Origin of the sequence: Hyunsoonleella aestuarii, from assembly GCF_006148925.1 — a bacterium.
Classification (GTDB): domain Bacteria; phylum Bacteroidota; class Bacteroidia; order Flavobacteriales; family Flavobacteriaceae; genus Algibacter_D; species Algibacter_D aestuarii.
This window is the reverse complement of the sequence record NZ_VAWB01000001.1, coordinates 719477-741442: the sequence shown is the minus strand read 5'-3', so window position 1 is coordinate 741442 and position 21966 is coordinate 719477. Positions and strand designations below refer to the sequence as shown.

The following is a 21966-nucleotide window of genomic DNA, read 5'->3' as shown; positions in this document are numbered from 1 at the left end:
AAATCAAAAAAATAAAAGTAGCATATGGAAGCTTCAAAAGTAATTCACGCTATTTATACTGATGATGATGTATTGATGTCTGCTGTAAAAACAGTTAAGGCGGATAGACATCATATCGAAGAAATATACACACCATTTCCAGTTCATGGACTAGATAAAGCGATGGGATTAGAGCCAACACGTATTGCTATCACAGCATTTATGTATGGGTTGGTTGGACTTACGGTTGCAATAGTAATGATGAACTTTATAATGATTGAAGATTGGCCACAAAACATAGGTGGCAAGCCAAGTTTTAGTTATATAGAAAACATGCCGGCTTTTGTACCTATCATGTTTGAGTTAACGGTCTTTTTTGCTGCGCATTTAATGGTAATCACTTTTTATTTAAGAAGTAGAATGTGGCCATTTAAAAAAGCAGAAAATCCAGATCCAAGAACAACAGATGATCATTTTTTAATGGAAATTGCAGTTCATGGAAATGAGAAAGAGCTTCAAAGTTTATTAAAAGAAACAGGAGCAGTTGAAATTAATTTAGTTGATAAAGCCCATTAATAAATAATATGAAAAGCTTAATTAAGATATTAGTAATAGCAGTCGTTTTTGTAGGTGTGTCATGTAATAAGAGTACAGCACCAAACTATCAATTCATGCCAAATATGTATGAATCTGTTGGTTACGAGACATATGGAGAAGCTGCATTCAGAAATGGAGTGGAAGCACAATTACCTGCTGAAGGATCTATTCCTAGAGGATATGTTCCTTTCGATATTGAGAATTCAACTGAAGGTTATGCGTTGGCGAAAGCAACGTTAACGAATCCATTGGATTCAACACAAGTGGATTTAGCTAGAGGTAAAGAGTTGTATGATATTTACTGCGGTATTTGTCATGGTAATAAAGGAAAAGGCCAAGGTAATTTGGTTAAAAGAGAAAAAATACTCGGGATACCAAGTTATGATGATGTGGGTAGAGCAATTAATGAAGGAAGTATTTACCATACTATTTATTACGGTAAAAATGCAATGGGTTCTTATGCGAACCAATTAAATGAAGAGGAACGTTGGCAAGTGGTGTCATACGTTTTAAAGTTGAAAACCGATTTAGAAAAGTAAGAAGATAAGATTATATAGATATGTACACATTTTCAAATAGATTAAAGACATTTTCTATCATTCTAATGGTTTTAGGATTGTTAGGTGTTGGATATGGTTTTATGTCATCTCATAAATCTTTAGACGAAGTAAAAACGATGCTTGCTGAAGAAGCTTCACATCATGGTGGAGGACATTCAGAAGAAGCTTCACATACTGTTGACGATTCTCATGATACGCAAGTGGTGGAAGCTTCACATAGCGGCGAAGCTCATGGAGAAGATGCACATCACGGTGATGCGCATGCTGAACATGTTATGCACCAAATTCATAACAGACCTTATGCAGCACTTTATGTTGCGGCTTTCTTTTTTATGATGATTGCATTAGGTGTTCTAGCGTTTTATGCGATTCAAATTGCTTCTCAAGCAGGTTGGTCTCCTGTATTGTTTAGAGTTATGGAAGGGATAACAGCATACTTGTTGCCAGGAGCCTTAATTGTTGTGGCTGTAGCTATTTTTGCTGGCGATCACCTTTTCGTTTGGATGAATCCAGACATGGTAAATCCAGAAAGTGATCATTATGATGCTTTGGTAGCGGGAAAATCAGCCTGGTTAAATAAAACTGGTTTTGTAATTCGTGCACTTGTTTTTATTGGAGGATGGAGTTTGTATAGATATTTTGCTCGTAAATTTTCGATTGCTCAAGATACAGCCAAGGACAATAAAAACTTTAAAAAGTCATTCCGTATAGCTGCTGGATTCTTAGTATTCTTTATTTATACAGAATCTATGATGTCTTGGGATTGGATTATGAGTGTAGACCCACATTGGTTCTCTACATTATTCGGTTGGTACGTGTTTGCAAGTATGTTTGTAAGTGGTATTACAGTTATTGCCTTAATTACGTTGTACTTAAAATCGAAAGGACAATTAGAATTTGTTAATGAAAATCATTTGCATGATGTGGCGAAGTTTATGTTTGCATTCAGTATTTTCTGGACATATTTATGGTTCTCTCAGTTCATGCTTATTTGGTATTCCAACATACCAGAGGAAGTTACCTATTTTGTAACACGCTTTGCAGATTACAAATTGCCATTCTTAGGTATGGTAGTTATGAATTTTGTATTCCCAATATTGATGTTAATGAATGCAGATTATAAGCGTATCCCTTGGTTTGTTGTTATGACTGGACTTGTAATTTTATTTGGACATTATATTGATATTTTCAATATGATTATGCCTGCAACAGTTGGTGATAGATGGTTTATTGGAATTCCAGAAATAAGTTCAATATTGCTATTTGCTGGGTTATTCATATTTATAGTATTTACGGCATTATCAAAAGCTCCTTTGCTTGTTAAGAGATATCCTTTTAGAAAGGAAAGTGAAGAATTTCATTATTAATTAGATATAAATAAAGACGAACGATAACAATGACTGCTTTATTAACAATTATAGTTTTAGTATTTATTTTAGTTGCCATTTGGCAAATGGTTAAAATTTTCGATTTAGCTCAAGCTAAAAATGAAAATGATAACCCAGGTGTAGCAACCGATAAAGATAATAGCATCAATGGTTACTTAATGATGGGCTTTTTAGCTTTCATATATGTAATTACCATTGTGTCTTTTGTAAAATGGGGAGATTTACCATTGGTATCTAATTCTGCTTCAGAGCACGGACCAACTATTGATAATTTAATGATTATCTCTATGATAATCATCTTCTTTGTTCAAACCGTTACCCAGTTTTTATTACATTATTTTGCTTTTAAATACAAAGGTGAAAAGGGTAAAAAGGCATTATTCTTTGCTGATAATAATAAATTAGAAGCTATTTGGACAATTATTCCTGTAATTGTTTTGGCTGGTTTAATTATATACGGATTAAATACCTGGATTAACATAATGGGTGTTGATGAAAGCGATGATCCTTTGGTGGTTGAATTATATGCACAACAATTTAACTGGAAAGCCAGATATGGTGGCGCAGATAATACCTTAGGTAAAGCAAATGTTCGTTTAATCGATATTGATCGTGCTAACATTTTGGGTTTAGATGAGTCAGATCCTAACGCTCAAGATGATGTAATTACGACGGAGTTACATTTACCTGTTGGAAGACCAGTTTTATTTAAAATGCGCTCTCAAGATGTTTTACACTCGGCATACATGCCTCACTTTAGAGCACAAATGAACTGTGTTCCAGGTATGATTACTCAATTTGGTTTTACACCAACGGTTACAACAGCAGACATGCGTCAAACATCTCAAATGATAGAGAAGGTAGCCAATATTAATAAAATTAGAGTTGAAAATAGTAAGCCTTTAATAGCTCAAGGAGAAGAACCTTTAGAACGCTATGAATTTGATTACTTATTGCTATGTAATAAAATTTGTGGTAAGTCTCACTACAATATGCAAATGAAAATTGTAGTGGAAACTCAAGAAGAATATGATGCTTGGATGAAAGAGCAAAAGGAATTCAAGAACTCTCTAGTAAACTAATTAAAAAAAGATAAACACGATATAAGATTATGTCAGCACACGCAGATAACCACGCTCACGACGACGATCACGGACATCATCATAAAGAAACATTTGTGACTAAATATATATTTAGTCAAGACCATAAAATGATTGCTAAGCAGTACCTAATTACAGGAACTATCATGGGCGTTATTGGGGTTTTAATGTCTATGATGATGAGAATGCAAATAGCATGGCCAGAAGAGCCTAATGTTATCTTTGAGGCATTATTAGGCAAATGGGCACCAGACGGTGTTATGGACGCAGATATTTATTTAGCTTTAGTTACCATACATGGTACTATTATGGTATTTTTCGTATTAACTGCAGGGTTAAGTGGTACATTTAGTAACTTATTAATTCCATTACAAATTGGTGCACGAGATATGGCATCAGGTTTCTTAAACATGGTATCTTACTGGTTATTCTTCTTATCAAGTGTAATCATGGTTATTTCTTTGTTTGTTGAAGCTGGACCAGCAGCAGCAGGTTGGACTATTTATCCTCCATTAAGTGCTTTGCCAATGGCTCAAGCCGGATCTGGTATGGGAATGACGTTATGGTTAGTCTCTATGGCTATTTTCATTGCTTCATCATTATTAGGTTCACTAAACTATATAGTAACAGTAATAAACTTGCGTACTAAAGGAATGTCTATGACAAGGCTACCATTAACTATATGGTGTTTTTTTATTACTGCGGTAATAGGTGTTATTTCATTCCCAGTATTATTATCTGCAGCGTTATTATTAATCATGGACAGAAGTTTTGGAACATCATTCTTCCTGTCTGATATATTTATTCAAGGTGAAGTATTACATTATCAAGGAGGTTCACCTGTATTATTTGAACACTTGTTTTGGTTTTTGGGTCACCCAGAAGTATATATTGTAATTTTACCAGCAATGGGACTGGTGTCAGAAATAATGGCATCCAATTCGCGTAAACCTATTTTTGGTTATCGAGCTATGATTGCTTCAATACTTGCAATTGCATTTTTATCAACTATTGTTTGGGGTCACCATATGTTTATATCTGGTATGAACCCATTTTTAGGGTCTGTATTTACTTTTACGACCTTGTTAATTGCAATTCCATCAGCGGTCAAGGCATTCAACTGGATTACAACACTCTGGAAAGGTAATTTACAGATGAATCCGGCTATGCTATTTTCAATTGGATTTGTCTCAACGTTCATAACAGGAGGATTGACAGGTATTATTCTTGGAGATTCTGCATTAGATATTAATGTTCACGATACTTATTTTGTAGTAGCGCATTTCCATTTAGTAATGGGTATATCTGCCTTGTATGGTATGTTTGCTGGTATTTATCACTGGTATCCTAAAATGTTTGGTAGAATGCTTAATAAGAATTTAGGATATATTCACTTCTGGGTAACAGCTGTTTGTGCTTATGGGGTATTCTTCCCAATGCATTTTATTGGAATGGCAGGTTTACCGAGACGCTATTATACAAATAGTAATTTCCCATTATTTGATGACTTAGCTAATGTAAATGTTATAATTACCATATTTGCTTTAGTAGGGGGGGTTGTTCAAATATTATATTTATACAATTTTTTTGCTAGTATTTTCTATGGAAAGAAAACAGTACAAAACCCTTGGAAATCTACAACTTTAGAATGGACTGCGCCAATCAAACATATTCATGGTAATTGGGAAGGGGAAATTCCTCATGTACACCGTTGGCCTTACGATTATAGTAAACCGGGACATGATGTAGATTTTGTTCCTCAAAATATTCCACTTAAAGACGGAGAGGAAGAATTACAACATTAAATAGAATATTTCATAATATGTGTTAAAAGCTCGCTAATATTAGCGAGCTTTTATCGTTAAAGCGATATTTTTTTTCGATGAAATACAAAAAAACTTAAAATAATACGATGAAATACGAAAAAATCAGTTAAATTGCGTTCGTAAAAACTGATATTGAATTTTAGATAGAACAATTTAGTCTAGGAGTGATTCAGTTTATTAAAGAGATTATTAATAATAATATTCTAAACCAAATCCAGTCATGAACGCAAAACCCTTATTAAGGAACCTGCTAAACATAGTATCCTTTATTTTGTTATTATTTTGGACTACCACGTATGTTTCTGCTCAATGCCCTACAATTACAAACTCAAATCCACCACCAATATGTGATGCTTCGGGACTTACTTTTGGTGATTTAGATGCTTTTGCAACGGATGGAGGAGATGGTATAGTTTGGTATAATTCCGCTACAGGTGGAACATCTTATTTTGATACAGAATTAGTGGCAGAGGGTACCTACTACGCCGATAATAATTCTGAAAACTGTATTTCGAGACCATCGTTAACAGTTTCTTTTTCCGTAAGTCCATCCAATCAAAACTTAGATAGGCTTTATTGTAGTAATGAAAATGCAACCATTCAAACCTATATAAATGATGTATTACAACCGTTTATTCCTTCCGGGGGTTCGGTTGAAGTTTATAATGATTCGGAGTTATCAGATGAGGCAAATACGACTGATACCATTGTGGTTGGAGCATTTAGCTATTATATTGTTTTTATTGATAATGTAGGATGCGAAAGCCAAATTGAAGTTGGTAATGTTGGATTATTTAATTCTCCACCAGATCCAACACCTGCTAGTCCTCAATTACTATGTTCAGCTTCAAGTCCAACTATTGGGAATCTCGATCCAGGAACAACGGCGAGTTTTAGTTGGTATGTAGATTTAGACATATTTGGGAACCCAGTACAACCTGCTCTATCACCATCTACACCGTTGGTTAATGGAAACACCTATTACGTTCAGGTAGATGACTTCTTTTGTGATAGTAATCCAATACCTGTAACAGTTAATATTGATATTCCAGTAGATCCAGGAACACCGACTAGTTTGGAATATTGTGAAGATAGTATCCCAACATCAGATTTTGATTTGTTTACTCTTTTAGGAGGAACGCCTGATACATCGGGAACTTGGACAGGACCAACTACTACCTCTAATGGACATATTGGTACTGTAAATATTTCAGCTTTAACAGCGCCAAGTACAAATGTTTATACCTATACAGTGCCAAGTAATGGTGTTTGTCCAGATGGTGTTTCAGCTGTAACTATAACGTTATTTGAGATTCTTAATTCTGGAATACCTTCATCGGCAAATCCTGCTAGTTATTGTGAAGCGGACTTACCTAGTGCATTCGATTTGTTTAGTTTGTTAGATAATGAAGATCCAAATGGTCTATGGACACAAGGTACTTCTAGTGCAGATCCTCCAGTGGCTTCACCATTTAATTTAGTTGGTCTTACACCAGGTACATACAGCTTTACATATACTCAGAATATGTTACCAAGTCCATGCGTTGAAGAATCTACTACCGTGCAAGTTACTGTACTTCAAGATCCAAATGCGGGTAATGCTATTAATCAGGTATTTTGTGAAAATGATATTGTTGCCAATTCACCGTTCGATTTATTCAACGCGCTAGACGGTTCTCAAGACAATAACTCTGGTACGTGGACAGACTCAAGTAACAACACAATTTCAAACACACTAGACATTACAGGTTTTACTGTGGCGGGAAGCCCTTATACTTTTAATTATACCATTGATAATGGAACTTGTACAGATACAGAACCAATTACAATTACTATTGAACCAGCTCCCGAATCGGGAACTCCAAATGCACCACTTGAATTTTGTGCTTCGGAATTAACAGCAGGTCAAACAGTTGATTTATTTGACTTATTAGAAGGCGAAGATCAAACAGGTACATGGAATGATGATAATGGTTCATCAGCTTTAACCGGTAACACTCTTACAGTAGACGGTTTAGGTGATGGAACTTATAATTTCACATTCGATGTAGATGCAGTAGGTTCGTGTGATGACGTTTTAGTAACAGTTACTGTTATTATAAACGATCCACCACCTCCAACGGCTTCTCCTACCCAATCATTTTGTGATGCTGGAACCGTTGGAGATATTACGGTTACTGGAACAAATATACAGTGGTACGAACAGGCAACAGGAGGAACACCTATATCTGGAACTATCGATTTAACAGACGGTGGTATGTATTATGCAACTCAAACTGACCCAACAACAGGTTGTGAATCTTCAATTAGGACTTTAGTATCAGCATCAGTAAATCAAACACCAGTGGCTGGAAATGTAGGATCGCCCGTTACCGAATGCAACAACAATAACAGTATCGATTTATTTTCAACTTTAGATGGGACTCAAGATTCTGGAGGTGTTTGGCAAGACACTGATGGTACAGGAGCAGTCTCTGGTAATAGCTTAGACGGCACCATACTTTCAGCAGGCACTTATAATTTCACTTATTTTATTGCGGCTACGGCTCCATGTGTTGATGCTAGTGTTAACGTAAGCATAACTATTGAAGAATCATTAAATCCGGGAACACCGGCCTCAATCAATATTTGTGAAGATAGTGGGACTACAGATTTATTTCCTCTACTAGGAGGTGCAGATACTGGTGGAACATGGTCACCTGCTTTAACAAGTGGAACAGGTGTTTTTGATCCAACCGTAGATGCTTCAGGTACTTACACCTATACATTATCCAATGTATGTGGCGATGTAAGTAGTAATGTTGCAGTATCTGTTACTCAGGTTGCTAATGCAGGATCAGATAATTCTGTTACTGTATGTGTTGCAGATGGACCAACCGATTTATTTGGCTTTTTAGGAGGTGCTCAAACAGGCGGAACTTGGTCTCCAGCTTTAGCTAGTGGAACAGGTGTTTTTGATCCTTTGGTTGATATAGCAGGAGATTACACCTATACTATTGCACCAACTGCACCTTGTACAAGTGGAGCAAGTGCAACTATTACTGCAACTATAGGTGATAGCCCACCACCAACGGTTGTTAATCCGAACCCATCATATTGTTTAGTAGACAACCCAACCGTAGCTGATTTAGATATGAATTTAACTGCTACAGGTATGATTACTTGGTACACGGATGCAACATTAACAATTACATTAAATCCAGCAGATAATTTAATTGATGGAGAAGATTATTTTGCTACACAAACTGGTACAAGTGGATGTCCGTCTTCTGTAAGTGTTCAGGTAGATGTTAGTATTAATGATACGGCAACACCATCCTTGAGCGATCCATCTGAAACCTATTGTATTAATGATGGTCCAACAATTAATGACCTAAACTTAAATATTGTAGAATATGATGCATCATCTAATAATATTGTGTGGTATGATGCCCTTACAGGAGGTAATGTTGTTAATGACCCCGATTTACTATCCAATAATACGACCTATTATGCGGCTTTAGTTAATCCTATTACAGGATGCGAAAGCAGTATTCGTTTGGAGGTAATACCTGATTTATCAGATTGTGGAGAATTAGTAATACCTGATGGATTTTCACCAAACGGTGATGGAACTAATGACACTTTTGATGTGGATAATTTAGATGTTCTATTTCCTGATTTTGTGATGGAAATATATAATCGCTACGGAAATTTGGTGTATAAAGGTAATGCCAGTACCGCAAGATTTGATGGAAAATCGAATCAATCCGGGACTTTTGGTCAAGGAGATTTGCCAGTTGGTGTTTACTTTTATGTATTCAATTTTAACGATGGAGTCAAGAAACCTATTCAAGGAAGGTTATACTTAAGTAGATAATTAGATAAAGCGAAATTTAGAAAAGATGAAAAATTTAAATATATATCATAAAATAATTGCTTTGTTTAGTATCGCTTTAGTGTCTTTACAGAGCTTTGGGCAACAAGACCCGCAGTTTACACAGTATATGTACAATATGAGTGTGATTAATCCAGCCTATGCAACCGCAGACGAAGGGATGCTAAATTTAGGTGGATTATATAGAACACAATGGGTAGGCATAGAAGGTGCACCTAAAACAGGAACATTCTTTGCACACACGCCTATCAATCAAAAAATAGAAGCTGGTATTTCATTTACAAATGATAATATAGGAGATGTAGTTACAGAGAATAATATATATGCAGATTTTGCATACGTGTTACCTGCAGGAGCAGATGGTAAAATATCTTTCGGACTAAAAGCAGGTTTTACCTTCTTTAACACAAATTTTAATGGTTTTGTATTACAATCAGGAAATACATCAACAGATATAGCCTTTAATGATAACATCAGTAAAACATTTCCAAATATTGGTATTGGAGCATTCTACTTTACAGATAGGTATTATCTAGGTCTGTCTGCTCCAAATATGTTAACTACAAAACATATTGAAACGGAGAATGGAATTAAATCAACCGGTGTACAAAGTGTTCATTATTTTTTAACAGGTGGATATGTTTTCGACATTAATGAAAATTTAAAATTGAAACCAGCATTTATGGCAAAAGCTGTAAGTGGAGCCCCTTTAGCATTAGATATAACAGCAAACGTTTTAATTAATGAAAAACTTGAAGCTGGTTTAGGCTATCGTTTAGATGATGCCATAAGTGCTTTAGTAAATTTTAGAGTTGCTCCAGATTTAAGGATTGGTTATGCCTACGATTTTACAACCTCTAACTTAGGAGATTTCAATTCTGGATCTCACGAAATATTTATTTTGTTTGATGTCGATTTATTCGGTCTCAAAAGTGGTTACGATCGTTCACCTAGATTCTTCTAAAATTAAAGACTATAAAGATGAAAAAACACATATACATACTTGCAAGCCTTTTATTAGTTAGTGGAATCACGCTAGCTCAGAAAGGAAATTTAAAAAGAGCACATAAACTTTTCGAGCTGAAAGCTTATGCAGAGGCAGCTGAAATTTATGAAACAAAAAACCGATCAAAAACAGTGCTTCAAAACTTAGCAGATAGTTATTACTACAATGCAAATATGAGTAATGCTGCTACTACTTATAAAGAATTATTTACTAATTATTCAGATTCTTTAGATGTTGATTTACGATTTAGATATGCCCAGGCTTTAATGGGTTCGAAAAATTATAAAGAAGCCGATGTTCAACTAAGTAAATATTTTGGTGAAAATTTTGATACAGAGTCGTTTATTGAATTAAATGAAAAAACAACACCCCATGTATTTAAGCTTTCTGCCCTAGATAATGCAAATTCAAGTAGTGATTTTGGATTATCTTTTTACGGAGACGATAAAGTAGCTTTTGCTTCGGCAAGAAATAATGAAAACCCAACTTACAGTTGGAATAATTTGCCGTATCTGGATTTATATAAAGCAACCTTAACTAGTGATGGAAAAATTGAAAATATCACACCATTTTCAGATGAAATAAATACAGATTCGCATGAAAGTAACGTTACTTTTAGTAAAGATGGTAAGACTATGTATTTTAATAGAACCAATAAGTCACGTATTAAATCAGATGGAGAAAGAATTGCTCATGTTAAAATATTTAAAGCTGAATTTGTTGAAAATAAATGGACAAATGTAAAAGCATTACCATTTAACTCTAATGCATACAGTACCGAGCATCCTAGTTTAAGTAAAGATGGAAAGACACTTTATTTTGCAAGTGATATGCCTGGTACATTGGGTAGTTTCGATATCTATAAAGTGGCTATTAATGAAGATGGAACCTTTGGAGAACCTGAAAATTTAGGAGATAAAATCAACACATCACAACGGGAACAATTCCCATATATTAGTGATTTTGACGTGTTATATTTTTCATCAATTGGCCATCAAGGATATGGTGGTTTGGATGTATTTAGAAGTAATAAAGTAAATAACTCTTTTGATAAACCGGTAAACCTTGGCAGTTCAATAAATAGCAATCTTGACGATTTTGCTTATGTAATAAAAGAAAGCAAAAACAAAGGTTATTTGTCTTCTAATAGAAGTGGACGCGATAGATTGTATGGATTGTCGAGAGAAGAAAATATCTTAACTAAATATTTAGTTGAGGGTCTTGTGCAGGATAAAAACAGCAAAGAATTATTGCCTAATGCTTTAGTGACGCTTTTGGATGACACGGGAAGAGTGCTCCAAGATTCTATTGTTGGAGAAAAAGCTGATTATTTGTTTAAAATAGAACCAAATAAAAAATACACAATTCGTGGTACTCGAAAAGCCTATATTCCTCAAGATGTAGAATTTTCAACTGATAGCAATGGTAAGGTAAGTCACAATATTTATTTGTCTTTAGAATCTTTTGCAGATGCAGAAGAACGTGTTAAGGAAAACGAAAAAGGTGATGTGCAAGTAGAATTAGATAAAATCTATTTTGATTTTGATAGGTCTAAAATTCGTGAAGATGCTTCAATTACGCTGAACGTATTAGTAGATTTAATGAAAAAATATCCATCTATGGAAGTTGAAGTTTCAGCACATACAGATGCACGTGGTAAAGATCAATATAACTTAGAGCTGTCAAAAAGACGTGCAGCTTCAACCTTGGAATATTTGGTAAGTCAAGGTATTGATAGAAGTAGACTAAGAAGTATTGGCTACGGTGAAATGCAACCACTTAACGAGTGCACGAAACCAGGAATTTGTACAAAAGAAGAATACGAAATTAACAGACGTTGTGAGTTTACGATTCTAAATTAAAAACAATCAAATTAAATATTAAGAAGCCTTTCCTATTTGGAAAGGCTTTTTTTGTTGAAAATTGTAACGAATTCTTCCGTAAAACGTCTTATTATAGTTTGAACCACTAAAAACACTTTCAATGAATAAACTAACTATTACCAACTTGTCAAAAACTTATCCAAACGGTGTAAAAGCATTAGATAATGTATCTATTGAAATTGAAAACGGAATTTTCGGGCTTTTAGGTCCAAACGGAGCAGGAAAGTCTTCTTTAATGCGAACCTTAGCTACGCTTCAAGAAGCAGATTCTGGTTCTATTACTTTAGGTGAAATCGATGTAATAAACCAACCAGCAGAATTACGCAAAGTATTAGGTTATTTGCCGCAAGAGTTTGGTGTTTATCCCAGAATTACGGCCAAACAATTATTAGACCATATGGCAATTTTAAAAGGGATAGTTAAAAAATCTCAAAGAAAAGAGTTGGTTAATTATTTGCTGGACAAGGTAAATTTATACGATAAGAGAAACAAAAGTGTAAAGAGTTTTTCTGGCGGAATGAAACAACGAGTGGGAATCGCTCAAGCTCTTATTGGCGCACCGAGATTGATTATTGTAGATGAACCAACAGCAGGGTTAGATCCTAGCGAAAGAAACAGATTTTATAATTTATTAGCAGATGTTGGTAAAGACGTTATTGTAATACTTTCTACGCATATCGTTGATGATGTTAGAGAGCTATGCACAAAAATGGCGATTATGAATTTGGGACAAATTGTTTATCAAGGGTCACCTCAAAAAGCTATTGAGGAATTAAATGGTAGGGTTTATAGAAAATTGGTTGAACGTGATGAACTTAAGACTTACCAAAGCACTTACGATATTATATCGAATAAAATGTCTGGAGGGAAACCTTTAATTCATGTATTGAGTGAGTCACATCCAGAAAACGGTTTTGAATTGGTAACACCAAATTTAGAAGATGTATTCTTTTCGAGAATAAATACATCAAACGTTCTTGTTTAACCTATTCAAACTTATATCATGTTTAAAACATTCTTTTTTTCAGAATTAAAGTACACTTTAAAACAGCCCATGGTTTATATCTTCTTGGGTGTTTTTAGTTTATTGGTTTTTTTCGCCATAGTTAGTGATAATGTTAGAATAGGTGAGTCTGTAGGAAACGTTTATAAAAACGCACCGCATGTGATTACGATCTACATCAGCATCATGACTATTTTTGGGTTATTAGTTGCTACGGCCTTTTTTAATAACGCTGCGCTTAGAGATTTTAATAATAATTTTAATGAAATAATTTTCAGTACGCCATTAAGTAAGTTTGGCTACTTTTTTGGGAAGTTTTTTGGTGCTCTGTTATTGGCGACTATCCCATTACTTGGAGTTTATCTTGGTGTTTTAGTTGGAACAGCAATGGCTCCAGCTTTTGGATGGATAGATGCCGAACGATTTGGAAGCTTCTACTTAGAGACTTTCGTAAATAATTATTTAATTTTTGTTTTGCCTAATATGTTTTTAGTTGGGGCTATTATTTATGCTATTGCAAATAAATGGCGAAGCACTGTAATTTCTTTTGCAGGCACATTAATTATAATTGTAGCTTATATTATTTCGGGGACTTTAATGTCGGATGTTGATAATGAAACTTTAGCAGCACTAACAGATATTTTTGGGAGCAGAACATATAGTATTCATACGCAGTATTACACTCCAATAGAGAAGAACACCATTAGTCCTACATTCGAAGGATTAATTTTATGGAATAGGCTTATTTGGGTTTTTGTTGGACTTGCCATTCTACTTTTATCTTATTTCAGTTTTTCATTTCAAGAAAAGAATAAAAAAATTAAGGAAGATAAGAAAGATTTACAAGGTGTAAATAAGGCTTTTGCTTTACCAGAACTAGATTTTCAATATGATAAAAAGACAAATTGGCTACAGTTTAAAAGTTTTTTCTATGTTAATTTTTTGAGTATTGTAAAAAGCGTAACCTTTAAGATATTATTTATTTTTAGTGCCATAATTCTTATTTCAAATTTAATAGGTGGCTTCGAATATTTTGGTTTACAATCCTACCCTTTAACGTATAAGATTATCGATCTTATAAATAATGCTTCGGGTATTTTTGTTGTAATTATTTTAGTGTTTTTTAGTGGAGAACTTATTTGGAGGGATAGAGACTATAAGATTAACGAAGTAATAGATGCTACGCCTCACCAATCACTTATATCATTGTCTGCTAAAGCTTTATCCTTGGTTGGAGTTACTACTATTTTACATGTGTTTTTTGTTTTTTGTGGAATAATTTACCAGTTACTTAATGGGTACACACGACTTGAATTAGATGTTTATTTTCTAGATTTTATTTATTCTAATTTAATACTTTATATTGTTTGGAGTGGTGTTATGATCATGTTTCAAGTAGTACTTAATAATAAGTACATTGGTTACTTTGTGTCAATAGCCGTCATTTTCATTTGGGAAATTGTTTTGGCCATTTTAGATATTCAAAGTAATATGGTTGAAATAGGGGCTGGTCCCTCATTGCAATATTCAGATATGAATGGGTTCGGTCCAGGACTCAAGAGTGCAACGTGGTTTAATTTGTATTGGGTCTTGTTTTCCATTATTTGTTTACTTATTGCAGGGGCGTTATGGAATAGAGGTGTTTTAGGTTCTTTAAAAGAAAAAATTATAATTGCTAAGCGAGAAGTTTCAAGAGGTTATAAACTATTAATTATTGTCTTTACCGTGGCTTGGATTGCTGTTGCTGGAGTTGTGTATTATAATACGCAGGTTTTAAACACCTATAGAACATCCGATGAACAAGAAGTTTTCGCTTCTAATTTTGAGAAGAAATATAAGCAATATGAAAATGTAAAGCTTCCAAAAGTAACTGATGCTAAGTATTTTATAGATATTTTTCCAGAGGACAGAAACGTATTTGTAAATTCTAAAATTCAATTGACTAATGAGAATAATACAATAATTGATTCACTTCATTTTGTAATAAGTGAAACTTGGGAGCAGGATATTAAAATCCCTAATTCAAAACTGGTTTTAAAGGATGAGGAGTTTGGTTATCTTATCTATAAGCTTAAAAATCCATTACAGCCAGCAGCAAGTATAGAAATTGAAGTTGATGCAAAGTTTATAACAGAAGGTTTTACAAACGGAAGGGGAAGCACCAACGTAATTAAGAACGGAACTTTTTTAAACAACTTCGACATATTACCAAGTTTGGGATATAATTCCAGTTTAGAACTTAGTGATAAAAATACCAGAAGAAAATACGGGTTAAAGCCAAAGGATAGAATGCCAGAGTTAGAAGCTGATTGTTCTGATAAATGTATGGCAAATTATCTATCTGATGGGCTTTCCGATTATATAAATGTTGAAACCGTTGTTTCTACTTCGGAAGACCAAATAGCAATTGCTCCAGGTTCCTTAAAAAAACAATGGAAAGAAAATAGGAGGAATTATTATTTATATAAATCAGATCATCCCTCATTAAATTTCTATTCATTTATTTCTGCTAAATATGAAATTGCCAAACGTAAATGGAATGGTATAGATATAGAAGTTTATTATGACGAAAAGCACTCCAAGAATATTGAAATGATGCTAGATGCGGTTGAACGTTCATTAAAATATTACACTGAGAATTTTGGCCCTTATTATCACAAACAATGTAGAATAATAGAATTTCCGCGTTATGCCACATTCGCACAGGCATTTCCTGGTACTATGCCATATTCAGAAGGGTTTGGTTTTATAACTAATCTTGAAGACGAAGACGGTAACAATGTTATTGATGCAGTGATAGCACATGAGATGGCGCACCAGTGGTGGGCACATCAAGTTATCGGAGCGAATATGCAAGGAGGTACTTTAATGAGTGAAAGTTTTTCAGAATATTCCGCACTAATGACCATGAAAGAAATATCTAAGACTCCTATGAAAATGAGAGAGTTTCTTAAGTATGACCATGATCGTTATTTAAGAGGAAGAAGTGCCGAAGTAGATAACGAGTTACCACTATATAAAGTAGAGAATCAAGGACATATTCATTACGGAAAAGGAAGTGTTATTTTATATGCACTTCAAGATTATATAGGAGAGGACAAGGTAAATACAGCTATGAGAGATTTTCTTGATGAATATAAATATATGAAGCCACCTTATCCGACATCTTTAGATTTCTTGAGACATTTAGAACCTCAAGTTCCAGATTCTTTGAATTACTTAATAAAAGATTGGTTTAAAGAAATAACGCTTTATGATAATAGATTAAAAGAAGCACGTTATAAGAAATTAGACAATGGGAAATATGAAGTTACAATGGATTTAGAATCGTATAAAGTGAAAGCCGATTCCATTGGAAATGAAACCAAAGTAGCTATAAACGACTGGATAGACATAGGTCTGTTTTCTGATACCAATGAAGAAAAATTGTTCTTTGAAAAACGCGTGAAAATAAATAAACCTAATATGACCTTTACAATAGAAGTCGATTCGTTGCCAAGAAAGGCTGCCATAGATCCAAGACATCTTTTAATAGATCGAGTTTACGAAGATAATATAAAGACAGTTTCATCTGAATAATAACAAAAAGCCTTTCTAAATCAGAAGGGCTTTTTTTATGCTGAATTTATTTCAGTATGTTTATATTTGCTCATATAGTATTTTTTGTAAGTCACTCTAATTAGAGAATTTACTTAAATTGAAACTAAATGTCACCCTGAGCACAGTCGAAGGGTTTTTAACAAAAAGAGATTCTTGCTTTTGCAGGAAATTAAAATGAACGAAAACCTAGACCCAACAAACGAAAATTTTTCTCCTGAAGAAATTGATGTAGAAAAGAAATTAAGACCCTTATCTTTTGATGATTTTACGGGACAAGATCAGGTTTTAGAAAATCTTCAGGTCTTTGTTCAAGCAGCAAATTTAAGAACAGAGGCGTTAGATCACACTTTATTTCATGGGCCTCCAGGTCTAGGAAAAACTACATTGGCACACATTCTTGCAAATGAGTTAAGTGTTGGTATAAAAGTAACATCTGGACCTGTTTTAGATAAACCAGGAGATTTGGCAGGGTTACTAACAAATCTTGAGGAGCGTGATGTTTTGTTTATCGACGAAATTCACAGGCTAAGTCCCATTGTAGAAGAGTATTTATATTCAGCTATGGAGGACTACAAGATTGATATCATGATTGAGTCTGGACCAAATGCGCGAACGGTTCAAATTAACTTAAGCCCATTCACGCTGGTAGGTGCTACTACACGTTCAGGATTGCTAACATCTCCAATGCGAGCTCGTTTTGGTATTCAAAGTAGATTACAATATTATAAAACCGATTTGCTAACAACCATTGTACAACGAAGTGCTATGATTTTAGATGTGCCCATTTCTATGGAAGCTGCAGTCGAAATTGCAGGTCGAAGCAGAGGAACGCCTAGAATAGCCAATGCTTTGTTACGTCGTGTTCGTGATTTCGCTCAAATTAAAGGCAATGGTACTATTGATATAAAGATTGCAAAATTTGCACTAGAGGCATTAAATGTAGACGCTCATGGTTTGGATGAAATGGACAACAAAATTCTATCAACCATTATTGATAAATTTAAGGGAGGCCCTGTGGGAATTACCACCATCGCTACAGCAGTAAGCGAAAGCCCCGAAACAATTGAAGAAGTATACGAGCCTTTTCTTATCCAACAAGGGTTTATTATGCGTACCCCTCGTGGTCGTGAAGTTACAGAACAGGCTTATAAACATTTAGGTAAAATAAAAGGAAATATTCAAGGCGGGTTATTTTGACAATTAGGGTAATTCTGAACTAGTTTCAGAATCTCAACATGATTAACAATAAATTAAAATACACACAACTCATCAAAACCGAAGCCAAACGCCTCGGTTTTTTGTCATGTGGAATTAGTAAGGCTGACTTTTTAGAAGAAGAAGCGCCTCGATTGGAAAAGTGGTTAAACCAAAATATGCATGGTGAAATGCGCTATATGGAAAACCATTTTGACAAACGATTGGATCCCACAAAACTGGTGGAAGGCTCAAAAAGCGTCGTGTCTTTATTGTTAAACTATTACCCCAATCAAGAGCAAACAGCTAATAGCTATAAACTATCTAAGTATGCCTTTGGAACAGATTATCATTTCGTTATTAAAGATAAACTTAAATCGCTGTTGTATTTCATTCAGGATGAAATAGGAGAAGTTCAGGGTCGTGCTTTTGTAGATTCTGCACCGGTTTTGGATAAAGCTTGGGCGGCAAAATCGGGGTTAGGCTGGATTGGTAAGCACTCTAACTTATTAACCCAACAGGTAGGTTCATTTTATTTTATTGCTGAATTGATTATTGATTTAGAACTGGAATATGACGCCCAAGTAACAGACCATTGTGGCACCTGTACCGCATGTATTGATGCATGTCCAACAGAGGCTATTACGGAACCTTATGTGGTTGATGGCAGTAAATGCATCTCATATTATACCATCGAACTTAAAGAAAATATTCCAACAGAATTCAAAGGAAAATTTGATGACTGGATGTTTGGTTGCGATGTGTGTCAAGATGTATGCCCCTGGAATCGTTTTTCAAAAGGACATTCAGAACCATTATTCAATCCACATCCAGAATTACTATCCATGTCTAAAAAAGATTGGGAAGAGATTACCGAGGAAACTTTCAGAAAAGTATTTAAAAAATCTGCAGTGAAACGTACAAAGTTTTCTGGATTAAAAAGAAACATCAATTTTTTAAAAGAGTAGTTGTTTCCTTAATAGGATTGCTATATTTGTTAGTCTATATAATTTAATCCATATGAGCGAAGAAAGTAAACGAAGAGAGGCCCTTATATATCACGCAAAACCAACTCCCGGTAAAATAAAAGTAGTTCCGACAAAAAAATATGCAAGTCAGAGAGATCTTTCTTTAGCATATTCTCCAGGTGTCGCTGAACCTTGCTTGGAGATTGAGAAGGACAAGGATCAAGTATATCGCTATACTTCAAAAGGAAACTTAGTTGCAGTTATTTCTAATGGTACTGCCGTTTTAGGCTTAGGTAATATTGGACCAGAAGCCTCAAAACCGGTAATGGAAGGTAAAGGATTGTTGTTTAAAATTTTTGCAGATATCGATGTTTTTGATATTGAGGTTGATACTGAAAACGTCGATGAATTTATTGAAACCGTAAAAAATATTGCGCCTACTTTTGGTGGAATTAACTTAGAAGACATTAAAGCACCAGAGGCTTTTGAAATTGAAAGACGTTTAAAAGAAGAACTGGATATTCCAGTAATGCATGACGACCAGCATGGTACTGCAATTATTTCTGCGGCTGCCTTATTGAATGCTGTAGAATTAGCAGAGAAAAAACTTGATGAAGTAAAAATAGTCATTAGTGGCGCTGGAGCTGCTGCTATTTCGTGTTCAAGATTGTATCAATCTTGTGGGGCCAAAATTGAAAACATGGTCATGTTGGATAGTAAGGGGGTTATAAGAAAAGATAGAGATACTCTAACTTCTGAAAAAGCCGAGTTTGCGACTGATAGAAAAATTGATACTCTTGAGGAGGCTATGAAAGATGCCGATGTTTTTATCGGTTTGTCTATGGCAGATATTGTGACTCCAGAAATGTTATTGTCTATGGCAGATAACCCTATTGTTTTTGCAATGGCTAACCCAAATCCTGAAATAAAATATGATCTAGCAATTGCAACGCGGAAGGATATTATTATGGCGACAGGACGAAGTGATCATCCTAATCAAGTAAATAATGTGCTTGGTTTTCCATTTATTTTTAGGGGAGCACTTGATGTTCGTGCCACAAAGATTAATGAGGAAATGAAAATGGCTGCAGTAAAATCTTTAGCAAACTTAGCGAAAGAGCCAGTGCCAGAACAGGTGAATATAGCCTATGGAGAAACCAAATTAACTTTTGGTAAAGAGTATATAATCCCAAAGCCATTTGACCCTAGGTTAATTGCCGAGGTGCCTCCAGCCGTTGCAAAAGCAGCAATTGAAAGCGGAGTGGCGAAACGTACCATTCCAGATTGGGACAAGTATCAAGATACGCTAAGAGAACGATTGGGTTCAGATAATAAATTAGTTAGGTTATTATTAAATCGCGCTAAGTTGGACCCCAAACGTGTTGTATTTGCAGAAGCGGATCAGTTAGATGTATTAAAGGCAGCTCAAATTGTTTATGAAGAAGGGGTCGCGATGCCTATTTTATTGGGACGTAAAGAAACAATAGAATCATTAATGAAGGAGATCGAATTCGAGGGAGATATTTCTATTATCGATCCGAAAACGGAAGAAGAAAACGAAAGAAAGAATAAGTATGCCAAAGTATATTGGGAACAACGTAAGCGAAGAGGAGTAACGTATTATGCGGCTCAACGCTTAATGCGCGAGAGAAATTATTTTGCTGCAATGATGGTTAATGAAGGGGATGCCGATGCATTAATATCGGGGTATTCGAGAAATTATCCGTCGGTGGTAAAACCAATGTTGGAATTAATTGGGATGAGACATGGCGTTAGTAGAATTGCCACAACCAACATTATGATGACAAAAAGAGGACCTTTATTTTTAAGTGATACCTCAATTAATATTGAACCTAATGGTAAAGTTTTAGCGAAAATAGCACAAATGACTTCACATGTTGTTAAAATGTTTGGTATGGAACCAGTAATAGCCATGACATCTTATTCTAATTTTGGGTCATCGGATCATATAAACGCTTCTAAGGTAAGGGAGGCTGTAGCGTATTTGCATCGTCATTATCCAAATATGGTTGTAGATGGCGAGCTACAAACAGATTTTGCTCTAAATGATGAGATGCTGCGCAACAGATTTCCATTTTCAAAATTGGTTGGGAGAAAGGTTAATACGCTTATTTTTCCAAACTTAGACTCTGCGAATATTACATATAAATTATTGAAAGAATTACACGAAGCAGATTCCATTGGTCCCGTAATGATGGGAATGAAAAAACCAGCACATATTCTTCAATTAGGAGCAAGTGTTGACGAAATTGTAAATATGACCGCTATTGCAGTAATAGATGCGCAACAAACAGAGTTAAGAGAATTGGAAAATGCAAAGAAGTAATGACTAAATGTGAATAATTTTATTACATTTGGTGGGTCAACGAATCACAATTCATGATAACTCATATTCAAGGGAAACTTACTGAAAAGAATCCAACGCATGTTGTTATAGACTGTAATGGTGTAGGTTATCAACTCAATATATCATTACATACATTCTCTCAAATTCCAGAAGGCGAAAATTTAAAACTGTTTACGCATCTTCAAATAAAAGAAGATTCTCATACATTATATGGGTTTTCATCATTATCAGAACGGGAAATATTTAGATTATTAATTTCTGTAAGCGGTATAGGTGCTAGTATTGCGCGAACAATGTTATCATCTTTAACTCCAAAACAGATACGAGAAGGAATTGCAAGTGGCGATGTTCATCTAATACAATCTGTTAAGGGAATTGGTGTTAAAACTGCACAGCGTGTTATTTTGGACTTAAAAGATAAAATTTTGAAGATATATGATATTGATGAAGTTTCTGTTTCTAAAGGCAATACCAACAAAGATGAAGCGTTATCTGCTTTAGAAGTGCTTGGTTTTGGAAAAAAACAGGCAGAACGTGTTGTGGATAAAATTATGATAGCTCAACCAGATGCAAATGTTGAAACTATTATAAAGGAAGCCTTAAAAAACTTGTAGCAT

Annotated in this window: 14 protein-coding genes; all 14 read left to right on the top strand. The window is 34.7% G+C overall.

Going from position 1 to position 21966, the window contains the following annotated elements; all coding sequences use genetic code 11:
• Positions 1–24: 24 nt before the first annotated feature.
• The 14 genes from FEF17_RS03515 to ruvA all read left to right on the top strand — a co-directional run bounded on the left by FEF17_RS03515 (position 25) and on the right by ruvA (position 21963).
• Positions 25–555: a DUF3341 domain-containing protein gene (locus FEF17_RS03515; protein WP_139000980.1), complete on the top strand. Its 531-nt coding sequence runs from the start codon at positions 25–27 to the stop codon at positions 553–555.
• Between the two features lie 8 nt (positions 556–563).
• The gene (locus FEF17_RS03510) at positions 564–1115 is read left to right on the top strand and encodes a c-type cytochrome (protein WP_246046779.1); all 552 of its coding nucleotides are present in this window, start codon (positions 564–566) and stop codon (positions 1113–1115) included.
• A gap of 20 nt (positions 1116–1135) precedes the next feature.
• Positions 1136–2503 (top strand): quinol:cytochrome C oxidoreductase, encoded by a 1368-nt coding sequence (locus tag FEF17_RS03505; protein ID WP_139000979.1) that lies wholly within the window; start codon positions 1136–1138, stop codon positions 2501–2503.
• 29 nt (positions 2504–2532) lie between these two features.
• Positions 2533–3606, top strand: a complete 1074-nt coding sequence (locus tag FEF17_RS03500) for a cytochrome c oxidase subunit II (RefSeq protein ID WP_139000978.1) — start codon at positions 2533–2535, stop codon at positions 3604–3606.
• Positions 3607–3635: 29 nt separating this feature from the next.
• Positions 3636–5429 carry a cytochrome c oxidase subunit I gene (locus FEF17_RS03495; RefSeq protein WP_139000977.1) on the top strand — a complete coding sequence of 598 codons (1794 nt, stop codon included), beginning with the start codon at positions 3636–3638 and terminating at the stop codon, positions 5427–5429.
• A 241-nt stretch (positions 5430–5670) separates the two neighbouring features.
• Positions 5671–9309, top strand: coding sequence for a gliding motility-associated C-terminal domain-containing protein (locus FEF17_RS03490; RefSeq protein WP_139000976.1), 3639 nt, complete (start codon positions 5671–5673; stop codon positions 9307–9309).
• 25 nt (positions 9310–9334) lie between these two features.
• Positions 9335–10291, top strand: a complete 957-nt coding sequence (locus tag FEF17_RS03485) for a PorP/SprF family type IX secretion system membrane protein (protein ID WP_139000975.1) — start codon at positions 9335–9337, stop codon at positions 10289–10291.
• Between the two features lie 17 nt (positions 10292–10308).
• Positions 10309–12195: an OmpA family protein gene (locus FEF17_RS03480; protein WP_139000974.1), complete on the top strand. Its 1887-nt coding sequence runs from the start codon at positions 10309–10311 to the stop codon at positions 12193–12195.
• Between the two features lie 121 nt (positions 12196–12316).
• Positions 12317–13201 (top strand): ABC transporter ATP-binding protein, encoded by an 885-nt coding sequence (locus FEF17_RS03475; protein WP_139000973.1) that lies wholly within the window; start codon positions 12317–12319, stop codon positions 13199–13201.
• An 18-nt stretch (positions 13202–13219) separates the two neighbouring features.
• Positions 13220–16798: a M1 family aminopeptidase gene (locus FEF17_RS03470; RefSeq protein WP_139000972.1), complete on the top strand. Its 3579-nt coding sequence runs from the start codon at positions 13220–13222 to the stop codon at positions 16796–16798.
• A gap of 195 nt (positions 16799–16993) precedes the next feature.
• Entirely contained in the window at positions 16994–18016 is a 1023-nt protein-coding gene (ruvB, locus tag FEF17_RS03465; RefSeq protein ID WP_139000971.1) for a Holliday junction branch migration DNA helicase RuvB, read from the top strand.
• Positions 18017–18054: 38 nt separating this feature from the next.
• Complete coding sequence (gene queG / locus FEF17_RS03460; protein ID WP_425552624.1) at positions 18055–18981, top strand: tRNA epoxyqueuosine(34) reductase QueG; 927 nt, start codon at positions 18055–18057, stop codon at positions 18979–18981.
• Between the two features lie 52 nt (positions 18982–19033).
• Positions 19034–21328, top strand: a complete 2295-nt coding sequence (locus FEF17_RS03455) for an NADP-dependent malic enzyme (protein ID WP_139000970.1) — start codon at positions 19034–19036, stop codon at positions 21326–21328.
• A 53-nt stretch (positions 21329–21381) separates the two neighbouring features.
• Positions 21382–21963 (top strand): Holliday junction branch migration protein RuvA, encoded by a 582-nt coding sequence (gene ruvA, locus FEF17_RS03450; RefSeq protein WP_139000969.1) that lies wholly within the window; start codon positions 21382–21384, stop codon positions 21961–21963.
• Positions 21964–21966 lie beyond the last annotated feature (3 nt).